Raw genomic sequence first — 23,840 nt, forward strand, 5'->3', positions numbered from 1 at the left:
TCCATGCCTGCTTCCGTTCTGCGTCCGTTCGACGGAACCGCGTCGGTGTTCTAGGGTGTACTGTCCAACGTGATGTCCATCGCCGCGGTGACACCGTCCTCGGGCACGATCCGCAATCGATAGGTGCCGCTCGTCGGCAGCGCCGGGAAACTCAGGTCGCTGCTGCCGGTGCTTGCGCTGAACGATCTGTAGAACTGCCCGTCCGGCCGGTACAGCGCGTAGGTCACCGGCCGGCCGACCGGCGTGGTCGTCTGGTTGACCACCCGCAGCAGCACGCCCTGCCCTGCCGTGCCGCTGAAGGAGAGCGTGGCGGTCTTGCTGTGCCGGTCCAGCGCGATCGACTGCTGGACATCCCACGCCAAGGTGCCGACGACGGTGCTGGATACCGAGGCGGTCAGGGAGAAGCTCTGGTCTTCCGTCGAAGGGACCACCACGACGCCATAGCGTCCAGCTTGCGCGGCGTCGATGGAGAATCCGCAGCCGTAGGTACGGAAACAATTCGTGCGGGAGAAGACATTGCTGCCATCCGGACGATAGAACGTCGCGTAGACCCAACCGAAGCCGTTGCCTGACAGTGCGATCTGATCGAGCCCGAAATCGAGCTTCTGCCCGGCCTGCGCATCGAACCAGAAGAAAATGCCCGCGCCGGGCGGACCCGCAGCGAACGTGCGACTGCTGTCTACAGCCACCGACGTGCCGGTGGACAAGGCGACGGTGGTGTCGATCGTCTGCCCATACTGCGGATCGACCACCACGCTGTACTGGCCAGTCGTCGGCAGGCTACCCAGGCCGATCGCAGTACCGGTACGCGTCGATCCGGACGTGAGCAGGGTGCCATTCGGCTGGTAGACGCTGTAATAGCTGGTGCCATCCGCGGGCGTGGTCGCCTGGTTCTGCACCAGCACGGCAAGTTTGTCGCCCGCCTGCCCCTGGAAACGCAGCCGCGCATTCTGTCCGCGCCGGGGAACGGAAACGGCCAGCGGCGTGTCGCGCTGCAGGTCAAGGGGCAGATCGCTGGACAGCGTCACGTCATAGGTCGCCGCCTGATCGTCGCCCTGGCCGATCAAGAGCGCGTACTTGCCTGCCGCCAGATTGGCGAGATCGAAATCGCAGCCGCCACGTTCGACATCGCAGTAACTGCTTGCCAATGTGCTGCCATCGGCCTTGTAGAGAGTAGCGACGACGCGCTGCGCGCCGGGACCGACGACCTGGATGCCGCTGATGCCCAGTCCCAGGTTCTGCCCCTGACTGGCGACGAAAGAAAAGTGCTTGTACTGCGCCGGCAACCGGGTCACGACATGCGCAGGAGCGCCGTCGATCGGCAGCGCGACGCCCGAGGACAGGGTGATGTCCGCTTCCAGCGGGCTTCCTGTCCGGCTCTCGACCTGGATTGCATACTCGCCAGACGTTGGAATATTGATCAGATTGATGGCATCGCCCACCTTGATGGTCGCCGTCTTCCAGACAGCACCATCCGGCCGTAGCACGCGATACACCACATCGCGACCGGCGGGTAGTGTCGTCTGCGCCGCGACCAGCAGCATCAACGACTCGCCTGCCTGCGCCTGGAAGCGGAGCCGCGCATTCTGCCCATACCGGGCCAGCGCCAGATGCAAGGGCTGATCGCGGGTCAGCTGATCCAGCAACTCGGACGACAGCACGGCGCGAAACTTGATCGCCTGGCTCGCCGAGGTCGGTGTCGCCACCACGCTGTAGCGTCCCGCCAAGGTGTTCCTCAGCGGCAACGAACATCCGTCCTCGGCGTAGCAGCTGCCGCTGTACAAGGTCGTGCCGCTCGGACTGTAGACGGCGATATTGAAGTAACTGCCCGAACTCACCGCGATGTCGGTAATCCCCAACCCCAGATTCTGGCCGGCCTGGGTGTCGATGGAGAAATGCACGCCCTGCCCTGCGGGCGCCTGGTAGCTGCCACCTGCGCCGTCCAGTTCGACATTGCCGTCCTGTCCCGTGGAGAGTTTCAACCGGGCCGACCACAACGCGCCGCCCGCCGGATCGACGAACACCCGATAGCTCCCCGTCTCCGGGAGATTGGGCAGGGCCAGAATGACGTTGCCGCTGGCCGTCACGTCCTTCCACAACGCGCCGTTCGGCCGATACACCGCATAAACCACGTCGCGGCCTGTCGGCCTGGTCGCAGCGTCAGCGACGAGCAAAGCCAGGCTCTCGCCGGCGGTCCCGGCGAACGTCAGGCGCGCATTCTGGGCATAGCGCGAGATGTTCACGGAACTCAATGCATCCCTCTGCAGGAAGCCGGCGACCTCCGTGGAGAGGGTCGCCTTGAACGCCATGCTCTGGGAGCCAGATTGCGGACTCACGGTCACGCCATAGTTGCCCGCGGCGAGGTTGAGCAGATTGAAGGCGCAGCCATTGGCGGCATAGCAGGTCGCGGTCGTGAGCGTGGAACCGTTGGGATTGGCGATCTTGACGTTGACATAGGTCCCGCTGCTCAGGTTCAGATCGCCGATGCCCAATCCCAGGTTCTGCGAGGCCGCTGCGCTGAAGCTAAAGAACACGCTTTGACCGGCGGCGGCGCTGTACTCGCCGCTGCTGCCATCCAGTTGCAGCCCACCCGCACTCCCGGTCGTCACCAGCACCTTGGCGGCCACGGTGGCGCCATAGCGCGGATCCACGAACAGTCGGTAAGTCCCGGCGATAGGCGTATTCATCGTCAGGGTGCCCGAGCCAGACACCGCCATCGACGACAACGCCGTGCCATCGGGCCGGTACACGCGGTAGTACACCACGCCGTTCGCCGGCGTCGTGGTCTGCTCCGACACCTGCAGTGCCAATGCGTCGCCGGCACCCGCCTGGAACGACAGCACTGCGTTCTGCCCGCGCCGGCCGATACCGACCTGGCTGACCGTATCCCGCGTCAAGGAAAGCGCCAGGTCGGTGGACAGGGTCGCCTTGAAGCGCATCGTCTGCGTCGTCGTGGCAGGGGCGACCAGGACGCCATAACGTCCCGCCGCCAGTTCCGGCAGATTCACATCACAGCCGTCGTTGGCCACCTCGCAGGCGGCACCGGCCATCGGCGTGCCTGAAGGGCCATAGATCGTGACGTTGAGCGGGCCGCTTTCGTTGGACTGCAGCTCGCTGATGCCGAGCCCCAGGCTCTGCCCGGCGGTCGCGGTAAAGGTGAAGTACACGCTGTCGCCCGGCAGTTGCGTTGCGAATGCGCCGGTGGCGCCATCGATCCCACTACCGCCACCACCTGCGTCTCCGGTGCTGAGCCGCGTCTGCAACCGCACGGTTTCTCCGAATCCGGGATCCACCAGCAACTGATAGGTGCCGCTGGTCTTCGCCGTCACGTAGGTGGTACCTGCGGCGCGCACCGCCATCGAGGCAACACTGGTGCCATCAGGCGCGTAAACGCGGTAGTAAACATCGCGGCCGGCGGGCGCGGTGGTCTGGCCGGCGACTTGCAACGCGAACGCCTCGCCCGCCGCGGCCTCGAACGACAAACGCAGATTCTGGCCTCTACGCTGTGTCTCCACGACCACATCCTGGTCCTTCGGCAACGCCTGCACCAGATCCGATGAGAGCAACAGATTCAGGCGCATTGTGCGTGCGCCGCTCGTACCGGGCGTCAGCAGCACCTGATACACGCCGGTCCTGGGCGCGGCGATGTTGAGTGCGCAGCCGTTGTTGGCCTGATTGCAGTACTGATAGCCAAGATTGACGCCGTCGGCGTCGAAGACCTGCGCCAAAGCTGTTCCCCACCCGCTGCCGACCGGCGACTGCTCGGTCAGCGCCAGGCCCAGCCTGCTCCCGGCCTGGGCCAGGAAGGTGTAACGCTTCGATTGCGCGGCGATCGACGTGGCGACACTGGTTTCGGCGCCGTCCAGCGCAAGCCTCCCGGCATGCTCCACTCCCATCTTCCAGCTGGCGGAGGAAGTACTGGGGGTGAGCAGCAACAGGTAAGTGCCGCCCACCTTCAACCGCGGCAGATGCAGGGTGGGCTGGTTCGCATTCACCAGTCCACTGGCGATCTCCACGTTATCGGTGCCGAACACCAGGTAGTTCAACGTCGTGGACCCCAGCGACTGGAATTGCGCGCTGAGGTAATCGCCGGCCATGCCGGTGAACAGGACCGCGGCGGACCCACCCGCGTTGGCGACCGCGACGTCAACCGCGGCGGCGTCCAGGGTCAGGCGCGTGACGCTGGCGATGCCGACGGACGACACACTGCTTGGCACCACCAGCACATCCTGGCTGCTGGTGGCGCTGCCGTAGGGCGTGGTCACGGTCACCGGCCCGCTGCCGCTCCTGCCCGGCACCGGAAAGACCAGGCGCGTGCCGGTGGCGCTCGACAGCACCGCGGTCTTGCGATCCAGCTTCGCCGTGGTCTGCCCGGCGACCGGGACCAGGTTCTGTCCGTCGACGGTGATCGCCGTACCGGCGCTGGCGATCAACGGCGATATGCCGGTAATGGTCGGCTGACGGAGGTTGGCATCGACCACGAACTGTTGCGCACTGCTCGCGCTCTGTCCAGCCACGGTAACGGAGATCGGGCCGGTACTGGCGTTGGCAGGCACGAGCACGGTCAACTCGCGTGCGCTGGCAGCCACCACCGTGGCCGCCTGCCCATTGAAAGCCACGCTGTTGGAGGACGCAGCGGTGGAAAATCCCTGCCCCTGGATCAGCACGCGATCGCCCGCCGCACCGCGCCCCGGACTGAAGCCCAGCACCGCCAGGGTTCCGCTGGAGACGCGTTCGACGGCGACGATATTGCCCATCGTGTCGTAGCGATAGCGGGCACTGGCACCGGCATCGTTGCTGACCGCGACCAGACGCCCCTGCGCGTCGTAGACGTAAGAGGTGGCACCAGACGTGCAGGCCAGAAGGGTGAGCAACAAGGCCGCCACCGTTCTGCCCACGATGCGCCGCCAACCGCGCGCGGGCACATGCGCCGCCCGCTTCAGCAAACCCACCACCGAGCCCATCCCTGCGCCGCGACGTTCCATGCTTTCATCCCTGAAGACTGGCCACGATGGCCGGCTGTCCGTATGCTGACCTTGCTTCGTGCATTCAGCCTGGATATAGATATCCGACAGTGGGGACAGGAGTCAACAGCGTCATGCCAAGGAACTGGCGTCATCACATCGTCATCTGCATGCGCCTGTGCTCGGCCGCCCTCGTCCTGGTGATGACCGGGTGTGGTGGCGATCAGCACGACACGGCGGCAGCGCGGATCGCGCTTGGTCAGGCGCTGTTCCACGACATGCGGCTCAGCGCGGATGGCAAGACCAGTTGCGCAAGCTGCCATCGCGCCGAGTTGGCCTATACCGACGGTGCCGCGGTGTCCACCGGGACGGGCGGCCAACACGGCACACGCAACGCGCCCAGCCTGCTCGACAGCCGCTTCATGACCCATTTTTTTTGGGATGGACGCGCAGCGACACTGGAAGAGGCGGTCCTGCAACCATTGACCAACCCGCGCGAGATGGGCCTGGCCGATCGGCAGGCCGTGCTGGCCCACCTCGCCCGCGACCCGCGCTACGCGTCACTGTTGCATGCAGCCGCCGGCGAGGACGACGGCGACATCCAGGTCGTGGCCGCCGCGCTCGCCACCTATATCCGCGCCTTGCCTGCGCCGCCCACGCGCTACGAGACGTACCGGACGACGCATGGCGCGCGCGCATCGCTGAGCGAGGACGAACGCGAGGGATTGGCGCTGTTTTCCGGCAAGGCCGGCTGCGTCGATTGCCACCGGCTGGACGGCACGCCTGCGACCACGAGCGATCAGCGCTTCCATCACGCCGGCATCGGTTTCAACCAGGTCGCCGGCAACGTCGCCGCCCTGCTCGACGTACTGGAGCGACAGAAGCGCGAAGGCAGGAGCCTGGGCGATTCCATCCTCTCCGACGTTCGCGTGGCGGAACTGGGCCGCTTTGCGGTGACGCGGGCGCCGCAGGATCTGGGCGCCTTCCGCACCCCGTCGCTACGGACGGTCGCCGATACTGCGCCCTATATGCACGACGGCAGCATCGCCGATCTGCCGGCGGCGGTGGAACACGAGGTCTACTATCGCAACCTCGCCCGCAATCGACCGATCAGCCTGACCGCGGAGGAGAAGCACAAGCTGGTGCTGTTCCTGCAGGCGCTGTCCAGTACGGGCGCCGCGCCGCGCTAGGAGCCCGTACGCGGCGCGCTGTTCGCCGGCTCCATCACGTCGACGTCCTGCTGCGAGGCGAGCTTGCCATCGAGCGTCACCTCCAGCATGTAACGCCCCGGCGGCCAGCCGGCCGCGTTGTCGAAACGCAGCGACTGGAGCTGATCGGAGCGAGTCATGGCGCGCTCCACCAGCCCGACCTGGCGACCATCGCGCAGATCCAGCAAGCGCGCTTTCAGGACCTGTCCCTGGGCAGCGCCGCGCAGGGCCACGTTGACCAGGATCGGCGCATCGCTGGTCTGCGGCACAGGCCTTCCGTCGCGCATCGCGCCGATCCGGACCTCGACGACGTGCAACGGTTGCGCCGCCGTGGCCGGATTCTGCTCCGGTGCCTGCCGCTGGCACGCTCCCAGGCTCAGCACCGCCGGCAGCAACATCCAACACACCATCCTTTTCGCGTTCATCATCCCTGCTTCCTTCCTGGACCGGAGATTGCCATTGCGATGCACGCCCGCAGGCCGCATCGTTCCTCGCGAACGCACGGTGGCGAACGGCCCCGTGCGCTTCGCTTCGCGTCAGCCCTGCAACCGCGCCAGCACCGCGCGCGTCACCGGGTCGGCGATCTCGGTGGACTGGCCCTGCAGCGCCGGCAGCAGCTGGCTCGCCAGCTGCTTGCCCAGTTCCACGCCGAACTGGTCGAAGGCGTTGATGCCCCAGACCACCGACTGCACGTACACGCTGTGCTCGTACATCGCGATCAGCGCGCCCAGCGCCTGCGGGGTCAGCGCGTCGAGCAGGATCAGCGTGCTCGGGCGGCCGCCCGGGTAGTCGCGGGCCGGATCGTCGCTGCCCTGCCCGTTCGCCAGCGCTTCGGTCTGCGCCAGCAGGTTGGCCAGCAGCGCCTGGTGGTTGACGGTGTACGGGTCGTCGTTGCGGATGCAGCCGATGAAGTCGGCCGGCACGATGCTGGTGCCCTGGTGCAGCGCCTGGAAGAAGCTGTGCTGCACGTCGGTGCCGGCGCCGCCCCACCACACCGGCACGGTGTCGGCCTCGACCGGGCTGCCGTCCAGGCGCACGCGCTTGCCCAGGCTCTCCATCACCAGCTGCTGCAGGTAGGCCGGCAGCAGCGCCAGGCGCTGGTCGTAGGTCATCACCGCCTGCGTCGCATAGCCGAGCAGGTTGCGGTTCCACAGCGTGGTCAGGCCATGCAGCACGGCCACGTTGCGCTCCAGCGGCGCGTTCAGGGCGTGGTCGTCGAACTGCGCGGCGCCTTCCAGCAGCTGTTCGAAGGCGTCGGCGCCGATCGCCAGCGCGATCGGGAAGCCCACCGCCGACCACAGCGAATAGCGGCCACCCACCCAGTCCCACATCGGCAGCACGCGGCCGGCGGCGATGTCGAAGGCCTTGGCGGCGCGCTCGGGGTTGGCGCTGACCGCGTACAGGCGCTCGCTGCCGCCCAGCCAGTCGCGCAGGATCTGGCCGTTGAGCAGGGTTTCCTGGGTGCCGAAGGTCTTGGAGATCAGCACGCCGGCGGTACGCGCCGGGTCCAGCGTGGCCAGGGTGCGCTGCATCGCTGCGCCGTCCACGTTGGAGACGAAGTGCACGCGGAAGCGCGCGCCGGTGACCGGACGCAGCGCGTCGGCAACCAGGCGCGGGCCGAGATCGGAGCCGCCGATGCCGACGCTGACGATGTCGGTGACCTCGGTCTGCGCCAGGGCGTCGATCAGCGCGCGCATGCGCTGCTGCACCTCGCGCGCGCTGGCGTGGGCCTGGCTGGCCACCGGCGCGTCGGTGAGGTTGCCGCGCAGCGCGGTGTGCAGCGCGGCGCGGCCTTCGGTGACGTTGACCGTCTCGCCCCGGAACAGACGCTGGAAGGCGCCGGCCAGGTCGTGGTCGGCAGCCAGCGCCAGCAGCGCGTCGAGCGCGGCGCGGTCGTATTTCTGCCGGGCGAAATTGAAGTACAGCGGTCCGACCTGCAACGCCAACGTCTCGGCACGGCCGGGTTCGGCCGCCAGCAGGTCGGGAAGGCGCGCCCCGCGCAGGCGCTGGGCGTGGGAATGCAGTGCGTCGAAACCGGTGGACTGTGTCATGCGGCCTGCTTTGGGATGCTGTGGTTGGTGTGGGTGATCTTGTTGGCGCCGTCCACATAGACCAGGGTCGGCTGGAAGCGCGCGGCTTCCTCTTCGCTCATGCCGGCGAAGGCGGCGATGATGATCAGGTCGCCGACCTGCACGTGGCGCGCGGCGCCGCCGTTGAGCGAGATGATGCCGCTGCCCTCGTCGGCGCGGATCGCGTAGGTGCTGAAGCGCGCGCCGTTGGTGACGTCCCAGATGTGCACCTGCTCGAATTCGCGGATGCCGGTCGCGTCCAGCAGCAGCCCGTCGATGGCGATCGAGCCTTCGTAGTTCAGCTCGGAATGGGTGACGGTGGCGCGGTGGATCTTGGTCTTCAACAGGCTCAGTTGCATGGCACGGGACTGCGGTCAGGAAAGACGCGCAGTTTAGCAGCCGAGGGTCAGGTGGCGGTGGTGAGGGGCGGCCTCAAACCGTCGCAGGAGCGGCTTCAGCCGCGACCGGCGATCGCGGGAAAGCCCGGTCGCGGCTGAAGCCGCTGCTACGACGACGGTGCCGCGGCCTGCCGCGCTCAGAATTCCAGGTTGTCGATCAGGCGGGTGCGGCCCAGGCGCGCGGCGATCAGCGCCACGCGCGGGCCGATGCCGTCCTGCGGCTCGCTCAGGTCGGGCGTGCGCAGCACGCTGTAGTCGACCTCGAAACCGGCCGCCTGCAGCTGCGCGGTCGCCGCCGCCTCCACCTCGGCGCGCGGGCGCCCAGCCAGGTGACCGTCGCGCATCGCCCGCAGGGTGCGGTGGATCTGCGCCGCGCGCGGCCGCTCCTCCGCCGACAGGTACTGGTTGCGCGAGCTCATCGCCAGGCCGTCGGCCTCGCGCACGATGCCGCCGCCCAGGATCTCGATCGGGAACGCCAGGTCGGCGACCATCTGCCGGATCACCGCCAACTGCTGGTAATCCTTCTTGCCGAACGCGGCCAGATCCGGCTGCACCTGGTTGAACAGGCGCGCGACCACGGTGCAGACGCCGTCGAAATGGCCAGGCCGGCAAGCGCCTTCCAGCACTTCGCTGACACCCGGGGTGTGCATGCGCAGCGCCAGCTCCACGCCCAGCGGATACATGCTCTCCACCGTCGGCAGCCACAGCACGTCGCAGCCGGCGCCTTCCAGGCCGCTGGTGTCGGCCTCGGGCGTGCGCGGGTAGCGGGTGAAGTCCTCGTTCGGGCCGAACTGGGTCGGGTTGACGAAGACGCTGGAGACCACGCGGTCGGCGTACTGCCGCGCCAGCATCACCAACGAGAAATGCCCGGCGTGCAGGTTGCCCATGGTCGGCACGAAGGCCACGCGCAGGCCCTGCCGCTTCCAGCCGGAAACGATGGCGCGCAGTCGCGCCAGGTCGGTGACGGTCTCGATCATTTGGCGTAGGCGTGTTCGGCGTCGGGGAAGGTGCCGGCGCGGACCGCGTCGGCGTAGGCGCGGGCGGCACCGGCGATGGAACCGCCTTCGGCCAGGAAATCCTTGACGAAGCGCGGGCGGCGGTGGCCGCTGTCCAGGCCGAGGAAGTCGTGCATCACCAGCACCTGGCCGTCGCAGTCCGGACCGGCGCCGATGCCGATGGTGGGGATGTCGATCTCGGCGGTGATGCGCGCGGCCAGCGGCGACGGCACGCATTCCAGTACCAGCAGCGCGGCGCCGGCCGCGGCGACCGCCTTGGCGTCGGCGAGCAGTTTGGCCGCGGCGGCCTCTTCGCGGCCCTGAATCTTGTAGCCGCCGAAGGTCAGCACCGACTGCGGGGTCAGGCCCAGGTGCGAGCACACCGGGATGTCGCGTTCGCTGAGGAAGCGGATCACCTCCAGCTTGTGCCCGGCGCCCTCGAGCTTGACCATCTCCGCACCGGCCTGCAGCAGCCGGGTCGACGCGTCCAAGGCGCGCTCGGGGGTGGCATCGGACTGGAACGGCAGGTCGGCCACCAGCAGCGCGCGCTGCAGCACCCGCGCCACCGCGGCGGTGTGGTAGGCGATGTCGTCCACGCTCACCGGCAGGGTCGAATCGTGGCCCTGCACCACCATGCCCAGCGAATCGCCGATCAGGATCAGGTCCACGCCGTTGGCGTCGAAGGTCCGCGCGAAGCCGGCGTCGTAGGCGGTCAGCATCACCAGCTTCTGCTGGCGGCGCTTGGCCTCGGCCAGGGCGGGAACGGTCCAGGGCTTGCTGTCGGCGTGACTGCTCATAAGCTCATGTGCTGCGGTAATGAGCCGAGCATTATCTACCGATTGGCACGATCCCGCCGGTTTCGATGCGGTCGCGTGCGTCACGCACCGTTCCATGGCCCGGAATCGCCGCCTCCGCGGCGATCTCGGCCAGCGGCAGCAGCACGAACGCACGCTGGTGCAGGAACGGGTGCGGCACCTGCAGCCCCGGCAGGTCGATCACCGCCTCGGCATACAGCAGCAGGTCCAGGTCCAGGGTGCGCGGGCCCCAACGCTCGCCGGGCAGGCGCTGGCGGCCGTGGCGGTGTTCCAGGTCGAGCAGCGCCTGCAGCAGCTCCGGCGCCGACAGCGTGGTGCTCACCAGCGCCGCGGCGTTGATGAAGTCCGGCTGGTCCTCGCGGCCCCAGGCCGGGCTGCGGTACAGCTGCGAGGCACGCAGCAGGCGGGTCTGCGGCAGCGTGTCGAGCGCGGCCAGGGCCGCGCGCAGGGTCGCCGCGGCGGCGCCGAGGTTGCCGCCCAGGCCGATGCAGGCCTGGACCGGCGCCGGGGTCGCGGCGCTCACTCGACGGGCGTGGCGGCGTCCGGGCGGCGGCGCCGGCGCCGGCGGCGCTTGGGGGTCTCTTCGCTGTCGGCCGGCGGCGCGAACGCCAGTTCGTCGCCGGCGTAATCCACCTCCGGGTCGAAGCCGCGCGGCGGCGGCGCATAACCCGGCTGCTGCTGCAGCTCGCGCCAATAGGCGATGTCGGCCGCATGCTCGTCCGAGGCCGACTGGCGCACGATCAGGAAATCGAACGCGGCGCGGAAACGCGGATGCGACAAGGTACGCATCACCCGCTTGCGCTGGCGCGAGGTGAAGCGCGACTGCAGCAGCCAAATCTCCTGCATCGGCAGCGAGAAGCGCCGCGGCAACGCCACGGTGCTCAATTGGTGCAGGGTCACCCGGTCGGCGGCGCGGCGTTGCGCCTCCTCCATCTGCATGCCCTGCTTCTGCAGGGTCATCAGCGCGCGGCAGTAGGCCGGCCACAGCAGCAACGCGAACAGGAACGCCGGCGACACCGGCTCGTCGTTGGCGACGCGGTTGTCGGTGTTGCGCAGGCCCTCGATCAGCATCCGCCGCAGCGCGCCGCTGCGGTTGGAGCGCAGCGCCGCCGCGCTCTCCGGGAACAGCGCGGCGAGCAGACCGTGCCGCTCCAGGCCCTCGAAGCTGGCCACGCCATGGCCGGACAGGAACAGCTTGAGCACTTCCTCGAACAGCCGCGCCGGCGCGGCCTCGGCCAGCAGCCCGGCCAGGCGCGGAATCGGTTCGGCGGTGCCGGCCTCGATCTCGAAATCGAGCTTGGCCGCCAGGCGCACCGCACGCAGCATGCGCACCGGGTCTTCGCGGTAGCGCTGCTCGGGGTCGCCGATCAGCTTCATCAACCGCGCCTGCACATCCTCGAAGCCGCCGACGTAGTCGCGCACCGAGAAGTCCTCGATGGCGTAGTACAAGGCGTTGCAGGTGAAGTCGCGGCGCACCGCATCGTCCTCGATGCTGCCGTAGACGTTGTCGCGGACCAGGCGGCCGTTGTCCACCTCGCGGTCGCCGCTGCCGTCGTCGACATTGGCGCGGAAGGTGGCGACCTCGATGATCTCGCGGCCGTAGACCACGTGGGCCAGGCGGAAGCGGCGGCCGATCAGGCGGCAGTTGCGGAACAGCTGCTTGACCTGCTCGGGGGTGGCGTCGGTGGCGACGTCGAAATCCTTGGGCTGGACCTGGACCAGCAGGTCGCGGACCGCGCCGCCGACCAGGTAGGCGCCGAAGCCGGCCTCGCGCAGCCGGTACAGCACGCGCAGGGCGTTGGGGCTGATGTCCTTGCGCGAGATGGGGTGCTGATCGCGCGGGATCGCGCGCAGGGTGAATGGCGATGGAACTGGCGGATTGATGATGGCGCTTCCGTATCGGGTTGCGGGATTGCCGAAGGGCGGCGAGACCCATATACTAGCGCGCTGCAATCGACGCGACCAAACGCTCCCTTCGTCTAGTGGTTAGGACGTGGCCCTCTCAAGGCTAAAACAGGGGTTCGAGTCCCCTAGGGAGCGCCATCCTCGCCTCGCCTGCAGCGCGACACAGCAAAAACCCCGCCTTGGCGGGGTTTTTTGCGTTTCGGCGCCGGCCACGGCCCGACGCGTCTCATTCCTGGTTGCGCGGGTGTCGATCGTCCTCGGCCAGACGGCTGCAGACGCCGGCACGCCGACCCAAGCCTACCTGGAACGCCGGGGCAGCCCGGGCGACGTGCGCGATCCGGTCGGCATCAGTGCGCACGTACCGACCACCCGCAGGCCGCGGTCAGGCCTGCGCCAAGTCAGGGGCGGCCTCCCCGGCCATGACCGCCACCGGCGCCGATGCGGTCTCCGCCACCGCATCGTGCGCATGCAGGCTCTCCAGATGCCGCACCTGTACCTGCACCTCGGCGTAGCGCGCACCCAGCGCCTGCTGCAGGCGCCGCGCGGCGTCCTCCACGTACATCAGGTTCTCGCCGTTGCGGCGCGCGAACGCCTGTTCGTCGGCACGGCGCACCGCCGCCTGCACCGGCGTGGCCAGGGCCTGCTCGGCGAGCGCGATCACACCCTCCGCGTCGAAGCGCACCGCGCGCGCCGACACGCCGACCCGCACCGAGGCCACGCTGCGCTGGCTATGCGGGGTGGCGTGACTGCCGTGCCGGAGCAGCCAGTCCGCCACCGCCTCCCGCGATAGCGAGGCCTGTTCCGGGTGCTGCTGCACGAAGGCCTCGCTGAGCAGTTGCCGCGCCAACGCCGCCGAACACGGGCAGGTCGAGGAATACAGCAGATCCACGCCGAGTCCGAGCCGGACCACGCCGCCACGCAGCTCGGCGTCGATCCGCAGCGGATATGCCCGCCATCCAGCCAGCCCCGGGCTGCGCAGTGCCGGGCTGCGACGCAGCAGTTCCAGGCGCAGCGACACCCGCGCCGCGGTCGAGGCGCAGTCGGCATGGCTGTGCACCATCGCCCGCAGCAATTGCGACAGGCGCGACGGCGACAGCGGCTGCTGCGCGCTTTCGTCGAGGAGGCGGTACAGCCGCGACATATGAATGCCCTTGACCTGCGCAGACGGCAGATCGACGGCAAGCGCGGCCTGCGCCGGCACGGGTGTCGCAGGCGCGCCCTCGCCCATGTCCAGACTGATCGGCAGCGCGATGCCGTCCATGCCCACCCAGTTCAGGGGAGCGGCGATCTGCGAAGGTTCGTCGGCAGCGACATCGGGCAATGGCGAGGGGATCTGCAGGTTCATCGGAACGGCGGGAGCGGCAAGGGAGCGAGGGACGGCAAGCAAGGCGGAGTGACAATTGTTATAAAGTAACACAACAAGCGCACACCGATGGGACCGCCCTTCGCACACCTCAGGAATCAATGAATCCCTATGGGCTGCGCGGATCTGCTCACAAGGATTCGCCCAGACCCTCATCCGCCCCTGCGGGGCACCTTCCCCCGAAAAGGGGGCCATGGTCCCGGTGGGAGAAGGGAAAGGCCAAAGCCCCTCTCCCACCGGGAGAGGGGTTGGGGTGAGGGTACGGCGCGCGCAGCGCCTTCGCCGATCCGGCAATGCCTTCGGCCGCTCGCTGCAGACACACCGATCCAGAGATGGCACGCGCGCAGCACGCGCGTGCGCCTCAGCCTCAGCCCTGCATCTGCTCCAGTTCCTTGCCCTTGGTCTCGTACACGTAGCGCAGCACGAAGAACACCGACAGGAACGCGGCGACGGTGTAGATGCCGTAGGCGCCGGCCAAGCCGATGCTGCCGAGCAGGACCGGGAAGGTCACGGTGATGGCGAAGTTGGACATCCACTGCGCCGCACCGGCCACCGCCAGGCCGGAGCCGCGGATCTGGTTGGGGAACATCTCGCCCAGCATCACCCACATCACCGGGCCCCAGGACATGTTGAAGAAGACCACGTAGACGTTGGCGGCGATCAACGCCAGCCGGCCCATGCCCGGCGACAGCGCCAGCTTGCCGGCCGCATCCAGCGAGGCGCTGGCGAAGGCGATGGTGACCAGGGCCAGCGACACCGCCATGCCGGCCGAGCCGATCCACAACAGCGGCTTGCGCCCGACCCGGTCGATCAACACCACGGTGATCAGGCAGGCACCGATGCTCAACGCACCGGACAGCACGTTGATCAACAACGCATCGCTCTCGGAGAAACCCACCGCCTGCCACAGCACCGCGCCGTAGTAGAACACCACGTTGATGCCGACCAGTTGCTGGAAGGTGGCCAGGCCGATGCCGATCCACACGATCGGGCGGATCTTGCCGGTGACCTTGCTGACCAGGTCCGACAGCCGCGGCGTGTGCTGGTCGGCCGACAGCGAGGCGGAGATTTCGGTCAGCTTGGTCTGCGCCGTGTTGGCGCCGTACAGCCGGGTCAGCACCGCCAGCGCCTGCTCGCGGCGGCCCCGCGCCACCAGGAAGCGCGGACTCTCCGGAATCGCCAGCAACAGCAGCAGGAACGCCGTGGACGGCAGCGCCTGCATCCAGAACATCCAGCGCCAGGCCGGCTGCCCCAGCCACAGCGCCTCGGTGGACGCGCCGGCGGCCTTGGCCAGCAGATAATTGCTGAGGAAGGCGCAGAACAGCCCGCCGATGATCGCAATCTGCTGCACCGTGGCCAGGCGCCCGCGGTAGCGCGCCGAGGCGACCTCGGCGATGTAGGCCGGCGACATCACGCTGGCCGCGCCCACCGCGAAACCGCCCATCATCCGCGCCAGCACGAACACCGCCGAGTTGTGCGCCGCGCCGGCGCCCAGCGCCGACAGCAGGAACAGCGCCGCCGAGACGATCAGCACCGTGCGCCGGCCCCAGCGATCGGCCAGCGAACCGGCCAGGAACGCACCGATCGCGCAGCCCAGCAGCATCGAGGCGACCTCGAAGCCAGTGCCGGCGGAACTGGACTGGAAGGTCTGCTTGAGGCCATCGACCGTACCGTTGATGACGCCGCTGTCGAAGCCGAACAGGAAGCCGCCGATGGTGGCGACGCAGCTGATCAGGATGATGAGGCGGGTGTTCTCGCCGGCGTCGGCGTGGCGATCGATCGGAACACTGGACATGGGTTCACCTGGTGGCGTGCAAGAGGAAGACGGCCGGCGCGCGGGAGCAGCATGCGCGGCGGCGGCACCGGGCCGCCGCCGCACACCGGTTCAGCGCAGCAGGTACTGGTTGATCAGGTTCTCGTAGGCCTCCTGGCGGCCGCTGCGTTGGGTCGGCTCGCCGGCCTGCGCGGCGTGCGCGGCCAGGTCGGCCAGCGTGCTCTTGCCGGCGGCGAAGGCCGCGCCGGCACCGCTGTCGAAGCTGGCGTAGCGCTCGCGGCGCCACTGCTCCAGCGGCGAGGCGGTGAGCAACGCGTGCGCGACTTCGAGGCCGCGCGCGAACGCGTCCATGCCGCCGATGTGGGCGATGAACAGGTCCTGCGGATCGGACGACTCGCGGCGCACCTTGGCGTCGAAGTTGAGCCCGCCCGGGGCCAGCCCGCCCTGCCGCAGCACCACCAGCATCGCGCCCACGGTGTCGTACAGGTCGACCGGGAACTGGTCGGTGTCCCAGCCGTTCTGCGGATTGCCGCGGTTGGCGTCGATGCTGCCGAGCAGGCCGGCGTCGCTGGCCACCTGCAGGTCGTGTTCGAAGCTGTGCCCGGACAGGGTGGCGTGGTTGGCCTCGATGTTGAGCTTGAAATCCTGGTCCAGGCCGTGCTGGCGCAGGAAGCCGACTACGGTGGCGCTGTCGAAGTCGTACTGGTGCTTCATCGGCTCCATCGGCTTGGGCTCGATCAGGAAATTGCCCTTGAAGCCGATGCTGCGCCCGTAGTCGCGGGCCAGGGTCAGGAACCGCGCCAGATGCTCCTGCTCGCGTCGCATCTGTGTGTTGTGCAGGCAGGCGTAGCCTTCGCGGCCGCCCCAGAACACGTAGTTCTCGCCGCCCAGTTCCACCGTCGCCTCCAGCGCGGCCTTGACCTGCACCGCCGCGCGCGCGACCACGTCGAAGTCCGGGTTGGTCGCCGCGCCGTTCATGTAGCGCGGATGCGAGAACAGGTTGGCGGTGCCCCACAGCAGCTTGACCCCGGTGTCGGCCTGGCGCTGCCTGGCGATGCCGACCATGTGCTTGAGGTTCTTTTCGTACTGGCCGACGTCCTCGGCGTCCGGCGCCAGGTCCACGTCGTGGAAGCAGTAGTACGGCACGCCGAGCTTGGTGAAGAACTCGAACGCCGCATCGGCCTTGGCCTCGGCGCGGCCCAGCGCATCGCTGCCGGCATCCCAGGGATAGGCGCGGGTGCCGGGGCCGAACGGATCGGCGCCGTTGCCGCAGAAGCTGTGCCAGTAGGCCACGGCGAAGCGCAGGTGCTCGGCCATGGTCTTGTCGCCGATGCGCTTGCCGGCGTCGTAGACCTTGAACGCCAGCGGATTGTCCGAGGCCTTGCCTTCGAACGGGATGCGGCCGATGCCCGGGAAAAACTCCTTGGCGCCGGTGTAGACGGAAGTGCTCATCACGAAGTCCTGGTGCGTTGCGGGGGAAAGGGAATCACGCGGCGTACAGCGGGCCGATGGCCTGCAGATGCCGCTGGAAGCTCTGGTAGTGCGCCTGGTACTGCGCGCCGCGTTGCGCATCCGGCTGCGCGGAGCGCGTCGCATCGTCCTGCTGGTGCTGCAGCACCACCTCGGCCAGGCTGGCGCGGTCGCCCTGCGCCCAGCCGTCGGCCCACAGCGCCTGCAGCGCGGCGCCGAATGCCGCGCCCTCGGCCTGCGCCGGCACGTGCACCGGAAGCCCGAACAAGTCGGCGATGAGCTGGCGCCAGCCGGCGCTGTTGCTGCCGCCGCCGGTGAGGGAGATCGCATCGAACTGCAGGCCGGCGTCGACGAAGGCGTCGAAACCGTTGCGCAGGCTGTAGCTGGCGCCCTCCATCGCCGCGCGATAGAAATGCGCCGGCGTCGTGTTGTGCAGGTCCATGCCGGTCAGGCAACCGCGCGCCGCCGGCAGGTTCGGGGTGCGTTCGCCGTTGAAGAACGGCAGCAGCACCAATCCATCCGCACCGGGCGCGGTGGCGGCGAGCAAGGCCTCGCCCTGCCCGGTCTTGATGCCGAACAGACGCGCGATGGTCTCGGTGGCGACCGTGCAGTTCATGGTGCAGATCAGCGGCAACCAGCCGCCGCTAGAGGAGCAGAACGCGGCCCAGCGTGCGTCCGGGTCGACCACCGGGCGCTCGGCGTAGGCGAACAGCGTGCCGGAGGTGCCCAGGCTCATGCTCAGGCGTCCCGGCACCACGTTGCCGGTGCCGATCGCCGCCATCATGTTGTCGCCGCCGCCAGTGGCCACGCGCACCTCGCGCGGCAGGCCCAGCGTCTGCGCCGCGGCGGCGGACAAGGGGAAGCTGCTTTCGGTCGGCACCAGCGGCGGCAGCGCCGCGGCCAGGTCGCGCTGCGGATCGATCGCCTGCAGCAGCGGCGCCGACCATTGCCGGGTGCGCACGTCCAGCCAGCCGCTGCCGGAGGCGTCGCCGACTTCGGCGTAGCGCTCGCCGGTGAGCCAGAAGTTGACGTAGTCGTGCGGCAGCAGCACTGTCGTCATCGCCGCGTAGGCGTCGGGACGATGCTTGCGCGTCCATGGCAGCTTGGAGGCGGTGTAGCCGGCCAGGATCGGATTGCCGGCCAGCTCCACGCAGCGCTGCGCGCCGCCGACCGCCTCCATGATCTCCTCGCACTCGCGCTGGGTGCTGGTGTCGCACCACAGCTTCACCGGCGCGGTGACCTGGCCTTGCGCATCCAGCGGCACGAAGCCGTGCTGCTGCCCGGACACCGCGATGGCCCGCACCTGCGCCCGCTGTTCGGCGCTCAGTGCGGCGAAGCAGGCGACGATGCCGTCGATCCACCACTGCGCCTGCTGCTCGCGGGTACCGTCGTCGCGGCTGATCAGGTCCAGCGCATGGCCGTGGGTGGCCACCACCTGCCGGCTGTCGGCATCGTAGGCGAGCAGCTTGACGCTCTGCGTGCCCACGTCCAGACCGATGTACAGACTCATTGCCCTACCCGCCACATCGTGCACACACCCAGTTCCATCATCGCTCCAGGAGAAAGGCCGGCGTGCGGGGACCGCCCGCCGTGACGCCGAGTGTAGTGCGCACTGCATGCATCACGCAGCGGCGCATGATGACGCTGCGCGTCGCGCTCTGCCAGGGCGGCCCGAGCGATGGCGTGCGCACGCAATGGATCCAGCCGCCATGAAGACAACTCACAGTCAACGCATGCAGAAGCAGGACACGGATCAAGCCAACGGATGTCATTGCATGCAGTGACGGCCCGTCGCATGCGCGACACGATGGCGACTGACGCGGTCTCGACTCTGCGCAGGATGTGTCTACACACGGCACCATCTTGATGCGCTGCATCAAACCTGCGCGCAAGGTGTGCGCATGTTGCACCGTTGCGCATTCGATGCATCCCTTCTCCCAATGGACCATGGCCCGCTTCGGGGGAAGTACCCCAGGGAGCAGATGAAGCGCTGCGCTCCGTACCCTCACCCCAACCCCTCTCCCGGGGGGAGAGGGGCTTAAGCGCACCGCGGCTGCTTCGTTGTCACCGTCACGATCACGCCCACGCGTGTGAACACGCATCCCTTCTCCGATTGGGGGAAGGTGCCCCGCAGGGGCGGATGAGGGTACGGGCGTAGCGCGCATGTTTCGTTGCATCGCAAACCAGCCAGCACGCCACGACCGCCAGCATGCGGCAACCGACGTTGGCAGTATCTCGCCTCCCGCCAGACTCATCCGGCCCGCGCCGCGACGGCATGGCCGGTCCGCTTGCGCGGTACCTCCAGGGGCTGGCCGCGATACTCGACGCTGGCGTCGGCCGCGGGTTCGAGCACGCCGGCATCGTCGCGCGGGCCATCGACAAAGCGCACATGGATGGTGCGCCGGTCCTGCATGCCCGGCCAGCGCCCCTCGCGCGCGCCGATGCGCAGCACGCCCCTGGCCTGGTCCCACTGCAGCGGGATACGGCTGAACTCGCCCTGCTCGTAGCCGTAGCCGGTGCCGTCGTCCTCGTACAGCGAGAAGCGACCGTCGGCGCCGGTATAGACCACCACGGTCAGCGGTGCGTCCGGGATCTGGTCGACGTACTGCTGCACTTGGGTCATCGGCACGATGGCGCCGGCGCGCACGAACAGCGGCATGCGCTGCAGCGGCGCGGCGGCGTCGATGGTCTGGCCGCCGGCGTGGCGCGCGCCACTGTTGAAGTCGATCCAGTCGGTGCCCGCCGGCAGGTAGACCTTGCGCGAGGTCGCGCCGAAGCGGGTCACCGGCGCCACCAGGAACGCCGGGCCGAACAGGTACTCGTCGTCGATGTCGGCGACCTTGGGGTCGTGCGGGAAGTCCATCGGCAGGCCGCGCATCATCACCCCGTCGTGGTGATAGGTGTCGCCGGCGAGCGTGTAGATGTAGGGCAGCAGCGCGTAGCGCAGGCGGCTGTAGTAGGCCATGCTGGCGTAGTACGGCGTGCCTTCCGGCGCGATGTTCCAGATCTCGCGGTACGGGAACTGGCCGTGCGAGCGGAACAGCGGCACGAAGGCGCCGAACTGGAACCAGCGCGTGTTGAGTTCGCGCCACTCGGGCAGGTGCGCCGGGTCCTGGCTTTCGTAGCGCTTCTCCACGGCGAAGCCGCCGATGTCGAAGGTCCAGTTCGGCAGGCCCGACATCGACAGGTTGACGCCGGCGGAGATCTGCTCGCGCATGTCCTCCCAGCGCGAGGCGATGTCGCCGCTCCACACCGCCACGGCGTTGCGCTGGATGCCGGCGTAGCCCTTGCGCGAGAGGATGAACACGCGCTTGCCGTCGGCGGCGCGGTCGCCGGCATAGACGCCGTGGGTGTGCGGCAGCGGATAGGCATTGAAGAACTCGGTGGACGGCCCCAGCGCGGTCGGAGTGGTGCGCGCCTTGCGCTCGGCGATGTCCAGGTTGGAATGCACGTCGGGCTCGTCCGCATCCAGCCACCAGGCATCGATGCCCTTGCGGTTGAGCGTCTCGTCGATCTGCCGCCAGTAGATCGCCTGCGCATCGGCCGCATATGGGTCGTAGAACGCGTTGGTGTAGCCCTTGCCGATCCAGTCCAGTTCGCCCACCTCGACGTTGCGCCGGTAGATGTGCCCGGCCGCGTCCAGTTCCTTGTAGTGGGCGGTGCTCGGATAGAACTTCGGCCAGACCGAGATCATCAGCTGCGCGTGGCTGGCGTGCACCGTGTTGACCATGCCGTCCGGGTCGGGAAAGCGCGCGCGGTCGAAGTTGTGCGAGCCCCAGGCGTTCTCCGGCCAGTACGACCAGTCGAGCACGATGTTGTCGATCGGCAACTGCCGGCGGCGGTACTCGGCCAGCGCGCCGAGCAGCTCGTCCTCGGTCTTGTAGCGCTCGCGGCTCTGCCAGAAGCCGTAGGCCCACTTCGGCAGCAACACGGCCTTGCCGGTCAGCGTGCGGTAGCCGGCGATGACCTGGTCGGCGTTGTCGCCGGCGACGACGTAGTAGTCGATCATCTGCCCCGCTTCCGACCACAGCGACAGGTCGCCGACTTCGGCCGCCGGCAGCGGGTCGCGATGCAGCAGCGCGATGTAGCTGGGATCGATCAGGTCCCATTCGACCTTGAGGGTATGCCGCTGGCCGGGTTGCAGCTGCAGCGCGAACTCGTGGTGCCAGGGGTTCCAGTTCTGCCGCCAGCGGTCGACCAGCAGCTTGCCGTCGACCCACAGCCTGGCGTACTCGCTGGCGTAGAGCGAGAAGGTATGCGTGCCGCCGCGCTCGGCCTCGATCTGGCCTTCCCAGCGCACCTGCATGCGGCGCTTGTCGCCGGGCTTGGCCGCGGCGGGGAATTTCGCCAGGTCCTTGATGTACTGATAGCCGATGTCGGCTTCGCGACGCTCCAGCACCGGCTTGCCGTCGATCGCGTAGTGCGCGGTCAGCGCGCCGGGCTTGCCGTGCGCGTCGTACAGGCGCAGCGTCGCCGGCAGCGGCTGCAGCCCGCGCGGATCGCCGAAGCGGGTGATCGCGTTGTTGTCCCAGAGGATCCCGTAGTTGCGGCTGGACACGAGGTACGGCACCGCCATGTCGAGATTGCTCTGCAGCAGTTCGATGTCGTGGCCCTTCTGGTTCATCCAGCCCTGCTGGTGCTGGCCGAACCCGTAGAAGGCCTCGTCGGGCGGCGAGACGAAGCGCTGGCGCAGGCTCAGGTAGTGGCGGCCCTCGACCTGCAACGGCGCGAAGCTGCGCCCGCCCGCCACTTCAGCCAGCAGCGGCGTGCCCTGCGCATCGGTGAAGCCGACATGGCCGTCGACGGTGGACACCTGCGCGGTCATCCGCGCGGTCTTGAGCTGCACCGTGTCGCCGTGTTGCTCCAGCGTAAAGCCGGTGTCGCCCTGCACCGGCACCCGCATCAGGCTGGGTGTGCGCTGGAACGCGCCGGTGGGATCGGCGCTGACCCGGACGATGCCGCGGTCGATCACCTGCAGGCGTACCGGCGCCGCGCCCCTGGCGCTGGGATGCACGGTGACGCCCTCGGCATCGCGGGTCACCTGCTGCGCGGCGGCGGACGCGGCGACCGCGAGCAACGCCAGCGCCAACAGGCGTGGCAACGAAGGCGGCAGGCAACGGTTGGCGTGGTGCATGGTCACTCCCTTGGAAAGTCACGCGGCATGGCGCGTCTGGCGCCGCCGCATGGTCAATAAGTCGCCAGGGTGACGCGCAGCAACTGCGGCACGTCGGAGAAGTTGAGTCCGTAATCGGTCTGGTCGCCGTTCCAGTTGCGCCGGAACCGCCACTGCTCGCCGTCGTACACGCCCTCTTCGACCCGGTCGTAGAGCATGTTGGCGGTCGCGGCGCTGGCCGGATGCAGGGTCACCCGCGCATGCTGGGCGGTGATCAGGAAGGTGTCCGGGCCAAGTTCGGCGATCAGCGCCGCGCCGATCGGCGCAGGATTGCCGGGCGGCTCGCCCTGGAACCAGAACTGCGGCACGCCGTAGGTGACGGTGGCGCTCCAGCGCGCGTTGAGCGGCAGCTCCTGCACCGCCTGGCCCGGCGCCTCGGCGGTGCCGTGCAGCTTGCCGGCGGCCGCGGCGCGGGCGAACACGCGCATGCCCATGCCCACCGCGCGATAGCCCAGCGCGAACGGCGCCAGCGCCTGCGCGTCCACGCGCTTGGCACCGAGCGGATCGTTGGAGTAGCCGCTGTAGTCGATGCCGAAGGTCGACCAGCCGATGCCGTCGTGGCCCAGCGCCGGATACAGGTAGCGGGCGTACTCGGGGCGGTTGCCGGTCTCGGCGACGAACAGCGCGTTGTCGGGGCGTGCGTAGCGCTGCAGCACCGTGGTGTACAGCGGGTACTCGGGCATGTAGATGTCCGGCGCCAGCAGGTCGATGTGCGGGGCCGCCGCCTTCCACACGTCCAGCACATTGTCGGTGGGGCCGCCGCTGGCGTACTGCCCGGGCTGACCCGGATTGAACGGGCCGCGCAACGCCGCATTGACGTAGATCGGCAAGGGATACGCGGCCTTGCCGGCCTCGGCGACGCGGTCGATGAAGCGCGCGATGTGCCAGGCATGGAAGATCTCGTCGGCATCGGCGCCGAACACCTGCGCCCAGCTGCCCGGCGACTTGCCGAGCCGCTGCAGCAACGCCTGCGGCACCGGGCCGTCGAACACGCGCTGCGCCATCGGCGAGAAATCGCGCGCACTGCCGTAGGTGCCCGGCTCGTTCTCGGCCTGCACCATGATCACGGTGCGCTGCGGATCGGCCTGGCGCAGATGCCGCATGAAGGCGACGAACGCTTTGCGATCGGCCTCCAGCGTGGCTGGCGCCAGCGGCGACAGCGAATCCAGGCGCCGTCCGTCGCGCGCGACCACGCGCGGGAAGCGCGCATCGTCGGTCTTGACCCAGTGCGGCGCGTAGTTGGGGCCGTTGTTCTTCCAGGTGCCGAACCACAGCAGCACCAGCCGCACCCGCTGCGTGCGCGCCTGCGCCAGCAGGGTATCGACGAAGGAGAAATCGAACCGTCCCTCTTCCGGTTCCACCTGCTCCCAGGCGATCGGCACCTGCACGGTGTTCGGCCCCAGCGCGTGGATCGCCGGCCACACCTGCGCCAGCGCCGCCGGATAGTTGCTGGAGTTGTTGACCTGCGCGCCGAGGATCAGGAACGGTGCGCCGTCGACCAACAAGGCATGCCGACCGTCGCTGCTCACCAGGCGCGGGATCGGTGCCTGGGCCGGCGCCGATGTCGCGGCAGCGGGCGTGTGCGTCTCCGCCGACGGTGCATCCGGCGCGGCCTGGCAGCCGCTCAGCAGCAGCGACAGCAGGACAGGCAGCCGCCATGCGGTGCGCAACGCGCGCGACGGCGATCCGATTCTCCGCACGTGGCC

Annotated in this window: 15 protein-coding genes and 1 tRNA gene; 2 read left to right on the forward strand and 14 right to left on the reverse strand. The window is 68.7% G+C overall.

What is annotated here, in order from left to right; all coding sequences use genetic code 11:
* Window positions 1-50: 50 nt before the first annotated feature.
* Window positions 51-4,985, reverse strand: coding sequence for an IPT/TIG domain-containing protein (locus tag SLW56_RS11015; protein WP_320694827.1), 4,935 nt, complete (start codon window positions 4,983-4,985; stop codon window positions 51-53).
* Window positions 4,986-5,098: 113 nt separating this feature from the next.
* Between SLW56_RS11015 and SLW56_RS11020 the strand changes: the two genes are divergently transcribed.
* Window positions 5,099-6,154, forward strand: coding sequence for a cytochrome c peroxidase (locus SLW56_RS11020; RefSeq protein WP_267099465.1), 1,056 nt, complete (start codon window positions 5,099-5,101; stop codon window positions 6,152-6,154).
* Here SLW56_RS11020 and SLW56_RS11025 read toward each other — a convergent pair.
* The 7 genes from SLW56_RS11025 to pcnB form a co-directional block, all read right to left on the reverse strand.
* Window positions 6,151-6,570 (reverse strand): hypothetical protein, encoded by a 420-nt coding sequence (locus SLW56_RS11025; RefSeq protein WP_267099464.1) that lies wholly within the window; start codon window positions 6,568-6,570, stop codon window positions 6,151-6,153. The two genes, SLW56_RS11020 and SLW56_RS11025, sit on opposite strands and share 4 nt — an antisense overlap.
* Before the next feature lie 138 nt (window positions 6,571-6,708).
* On the reverse strand, window positions 6,709-8,223 hold the full coding sequence (pgi, locus tag SLW56_RS11030; protein ID WP_267099463.1) for a glucose-6-phosphate isomerase: 1,515 nt from the start codon (window positions 8,221-8,223) through the stop codon (window positions 6,709-6,711).
* Window positions 8,220-8,600, reverse strand: a complete 381-nt coding sequence (gene panD, locus SLW56_RS11035) for an aspartate 1-decarboxylase (RefSeq protein WP_017916972.1) — start codon at window positions 8,598-8,600, stop codon at window positions 8,220-8,222. Before panD ends, pgi begins: the two co-directional genes overlap by 4 nt.
* Window positions 8,601-8,776: 176 nt before the next feature.
* A complete protein-coding gene (panC, locus tag SLW56_RS11040) occupies window positions 8,777-9,616 on the reverse strand; it encodes a pantoate--beta-alanine ligase (protein ID WP_295964662.1) in 840 nt (279 codons plus the stop codon).
* Window positions 9,613-10,431, reverse strand: coding sequence for a 3-methyl-2-oxobutanoate hydroxymethyltransferase (panB, locus tag SLW56_RS11045; RefSeq protein ID WP_017916971.1), 819 nt, complete (start codon window positions 10,429-10,431; stop codon window positions 9,613-9,615). Before panB ends, panC begins: the two co-directional genes overlap by 4 nt.
* Window positions 10,432-10,462: 31 nt before the next feature.
* Window positions 10,463-10,972 carry a 2-amino-4-hydroxy-6-hydroxymethyldihydropteridine diphosphokinase gene (gene folK, locus SLW56_RS11050; RefSeq protein WP_320694828.1) on the reverse strand — a complete coding sequence of 170 codons (510 nt, stop codon included), beginning with the start codon at window positions 10,970-10,972 and terminating at the stop codon, window positions 10,463-10,465.
* The gene (gene pcnB / locus SLW56_RS11055) at window positions 10,969-12,387 is read right to left on the reverse strand and encodes a polynucleotide adenylyltransferase PcnB (protein WP_295911571.1); all 1,419 of its coding nucleotides are present in this window, start codon (window positions 12,385-12,387) and stop codon (window positions 10,969-10,971) included. Before pcnB ends, folK begins: the two co-directional genes overlap by 4 nt.
* Before the next feature lie 30 nt (window positions 12,388-12,417).
* Here pcnB and SLW56_RS11060 point away from each other — a divergent pair.
* A tRNA-Glu gene (locus SLW56_RS11060) sits at window positions 12,418-12,492 on the forward strand.
* A 244-nt stretch (window positions 12,493-12,736) separates the two neighbouring features.
* On the opposite strand, the gene folE2 is transcribed toward SLW56_RS11060, so the two are convergent.
* The 6 genes from folE2 to SLW56_RS11090 form a co-directional block, all read right to left on the reverse strand.
* Window positions 12,737-13,687, reverse strand: coding sequence for a GTP cyclohydrolase FolE2 (folE2, locus tag SLW56_RS11065; RefSeq protein WP_193314158.1), 951 nt, complete (start codon window positions 13,685-13,687; stop codon window positions 12,737-12,739).
* Window positions 13,688-14,084: 397 nt separating this feature from the next.
* Window positions 14,085-15,512 (reverse strand): sugar porter family MFS transporter, encoded by a 1,428-nt coding sequence (locus SLW56_RS11070; protein ID WP_152245522.1) that lies wholly within the window; start codon window positions 15,510-15,512, stop codon window positions 14,085-14,087.
* Between the two features lie 90 nt (window positions 15,513-15,602).
* Window positions 15,603-16,943, reverse strand: coding sequence for a xylose isomerase (gene xylA / locus SLW56_RS11075; protein ID WP_267084334.1), 1,341 nt, complete (start codon window positions 16,941-16,943; stop codon window positions 15,603-15,605).
* A gap of 34 nt (window positions 16,944-16,977) precedes the next feature.
* The gene (gene xylB / locus SLW56_RS11080) at window positions 16,978-18,471 is read right to left on the reverse strand and encodes a xylulokinase (RefSeq protein WP_320694829.1); all 1,494 of its coding nucleotides are present in this window, start codon (window positions 18,469-18,471) and stop codon (window positions 16,978-16,980) included.
* Between the two features lie 741 nt (window positions 18,472-19,212).
* Window positions 19,213-22,095: a TIM-barrel domain-containing protein gene (locus SLW56_RS11085; protein WP_320694830.1), complete on the reverse strand. Its 2,883-nt coding sequence runs from the start codon at window positions 22,093-22,095 to the stop codon at window positions 19,213-19,215.
* Between the two features lie 53 nt (window positions 22,096-22,148).
* Window positions 22,149-23,804, reverse strand: coding sequence for a DUF5597 domain-containing protein (locus SLW56_RS11090; protein ID WP_295911529.1), 1,656 nt, complete (start codon window positions 23,802-23,804; stop codon window positions 22,149-22,151).
* Window positions 23,805-23,840 lie beyond the last annotated feature (36 nt).

This window comes from Xanthomonas sp. LF07-6 (genome assembly GCF_034105445.1).
Classification (GTDB): domain Bacteria; phylum Pseudomonadota; class Gammaproteobacteria; order Xanthomonadales; family Xanthomonadaceae; genus Xanthomonas_A; species Xanthomonas_A sontii.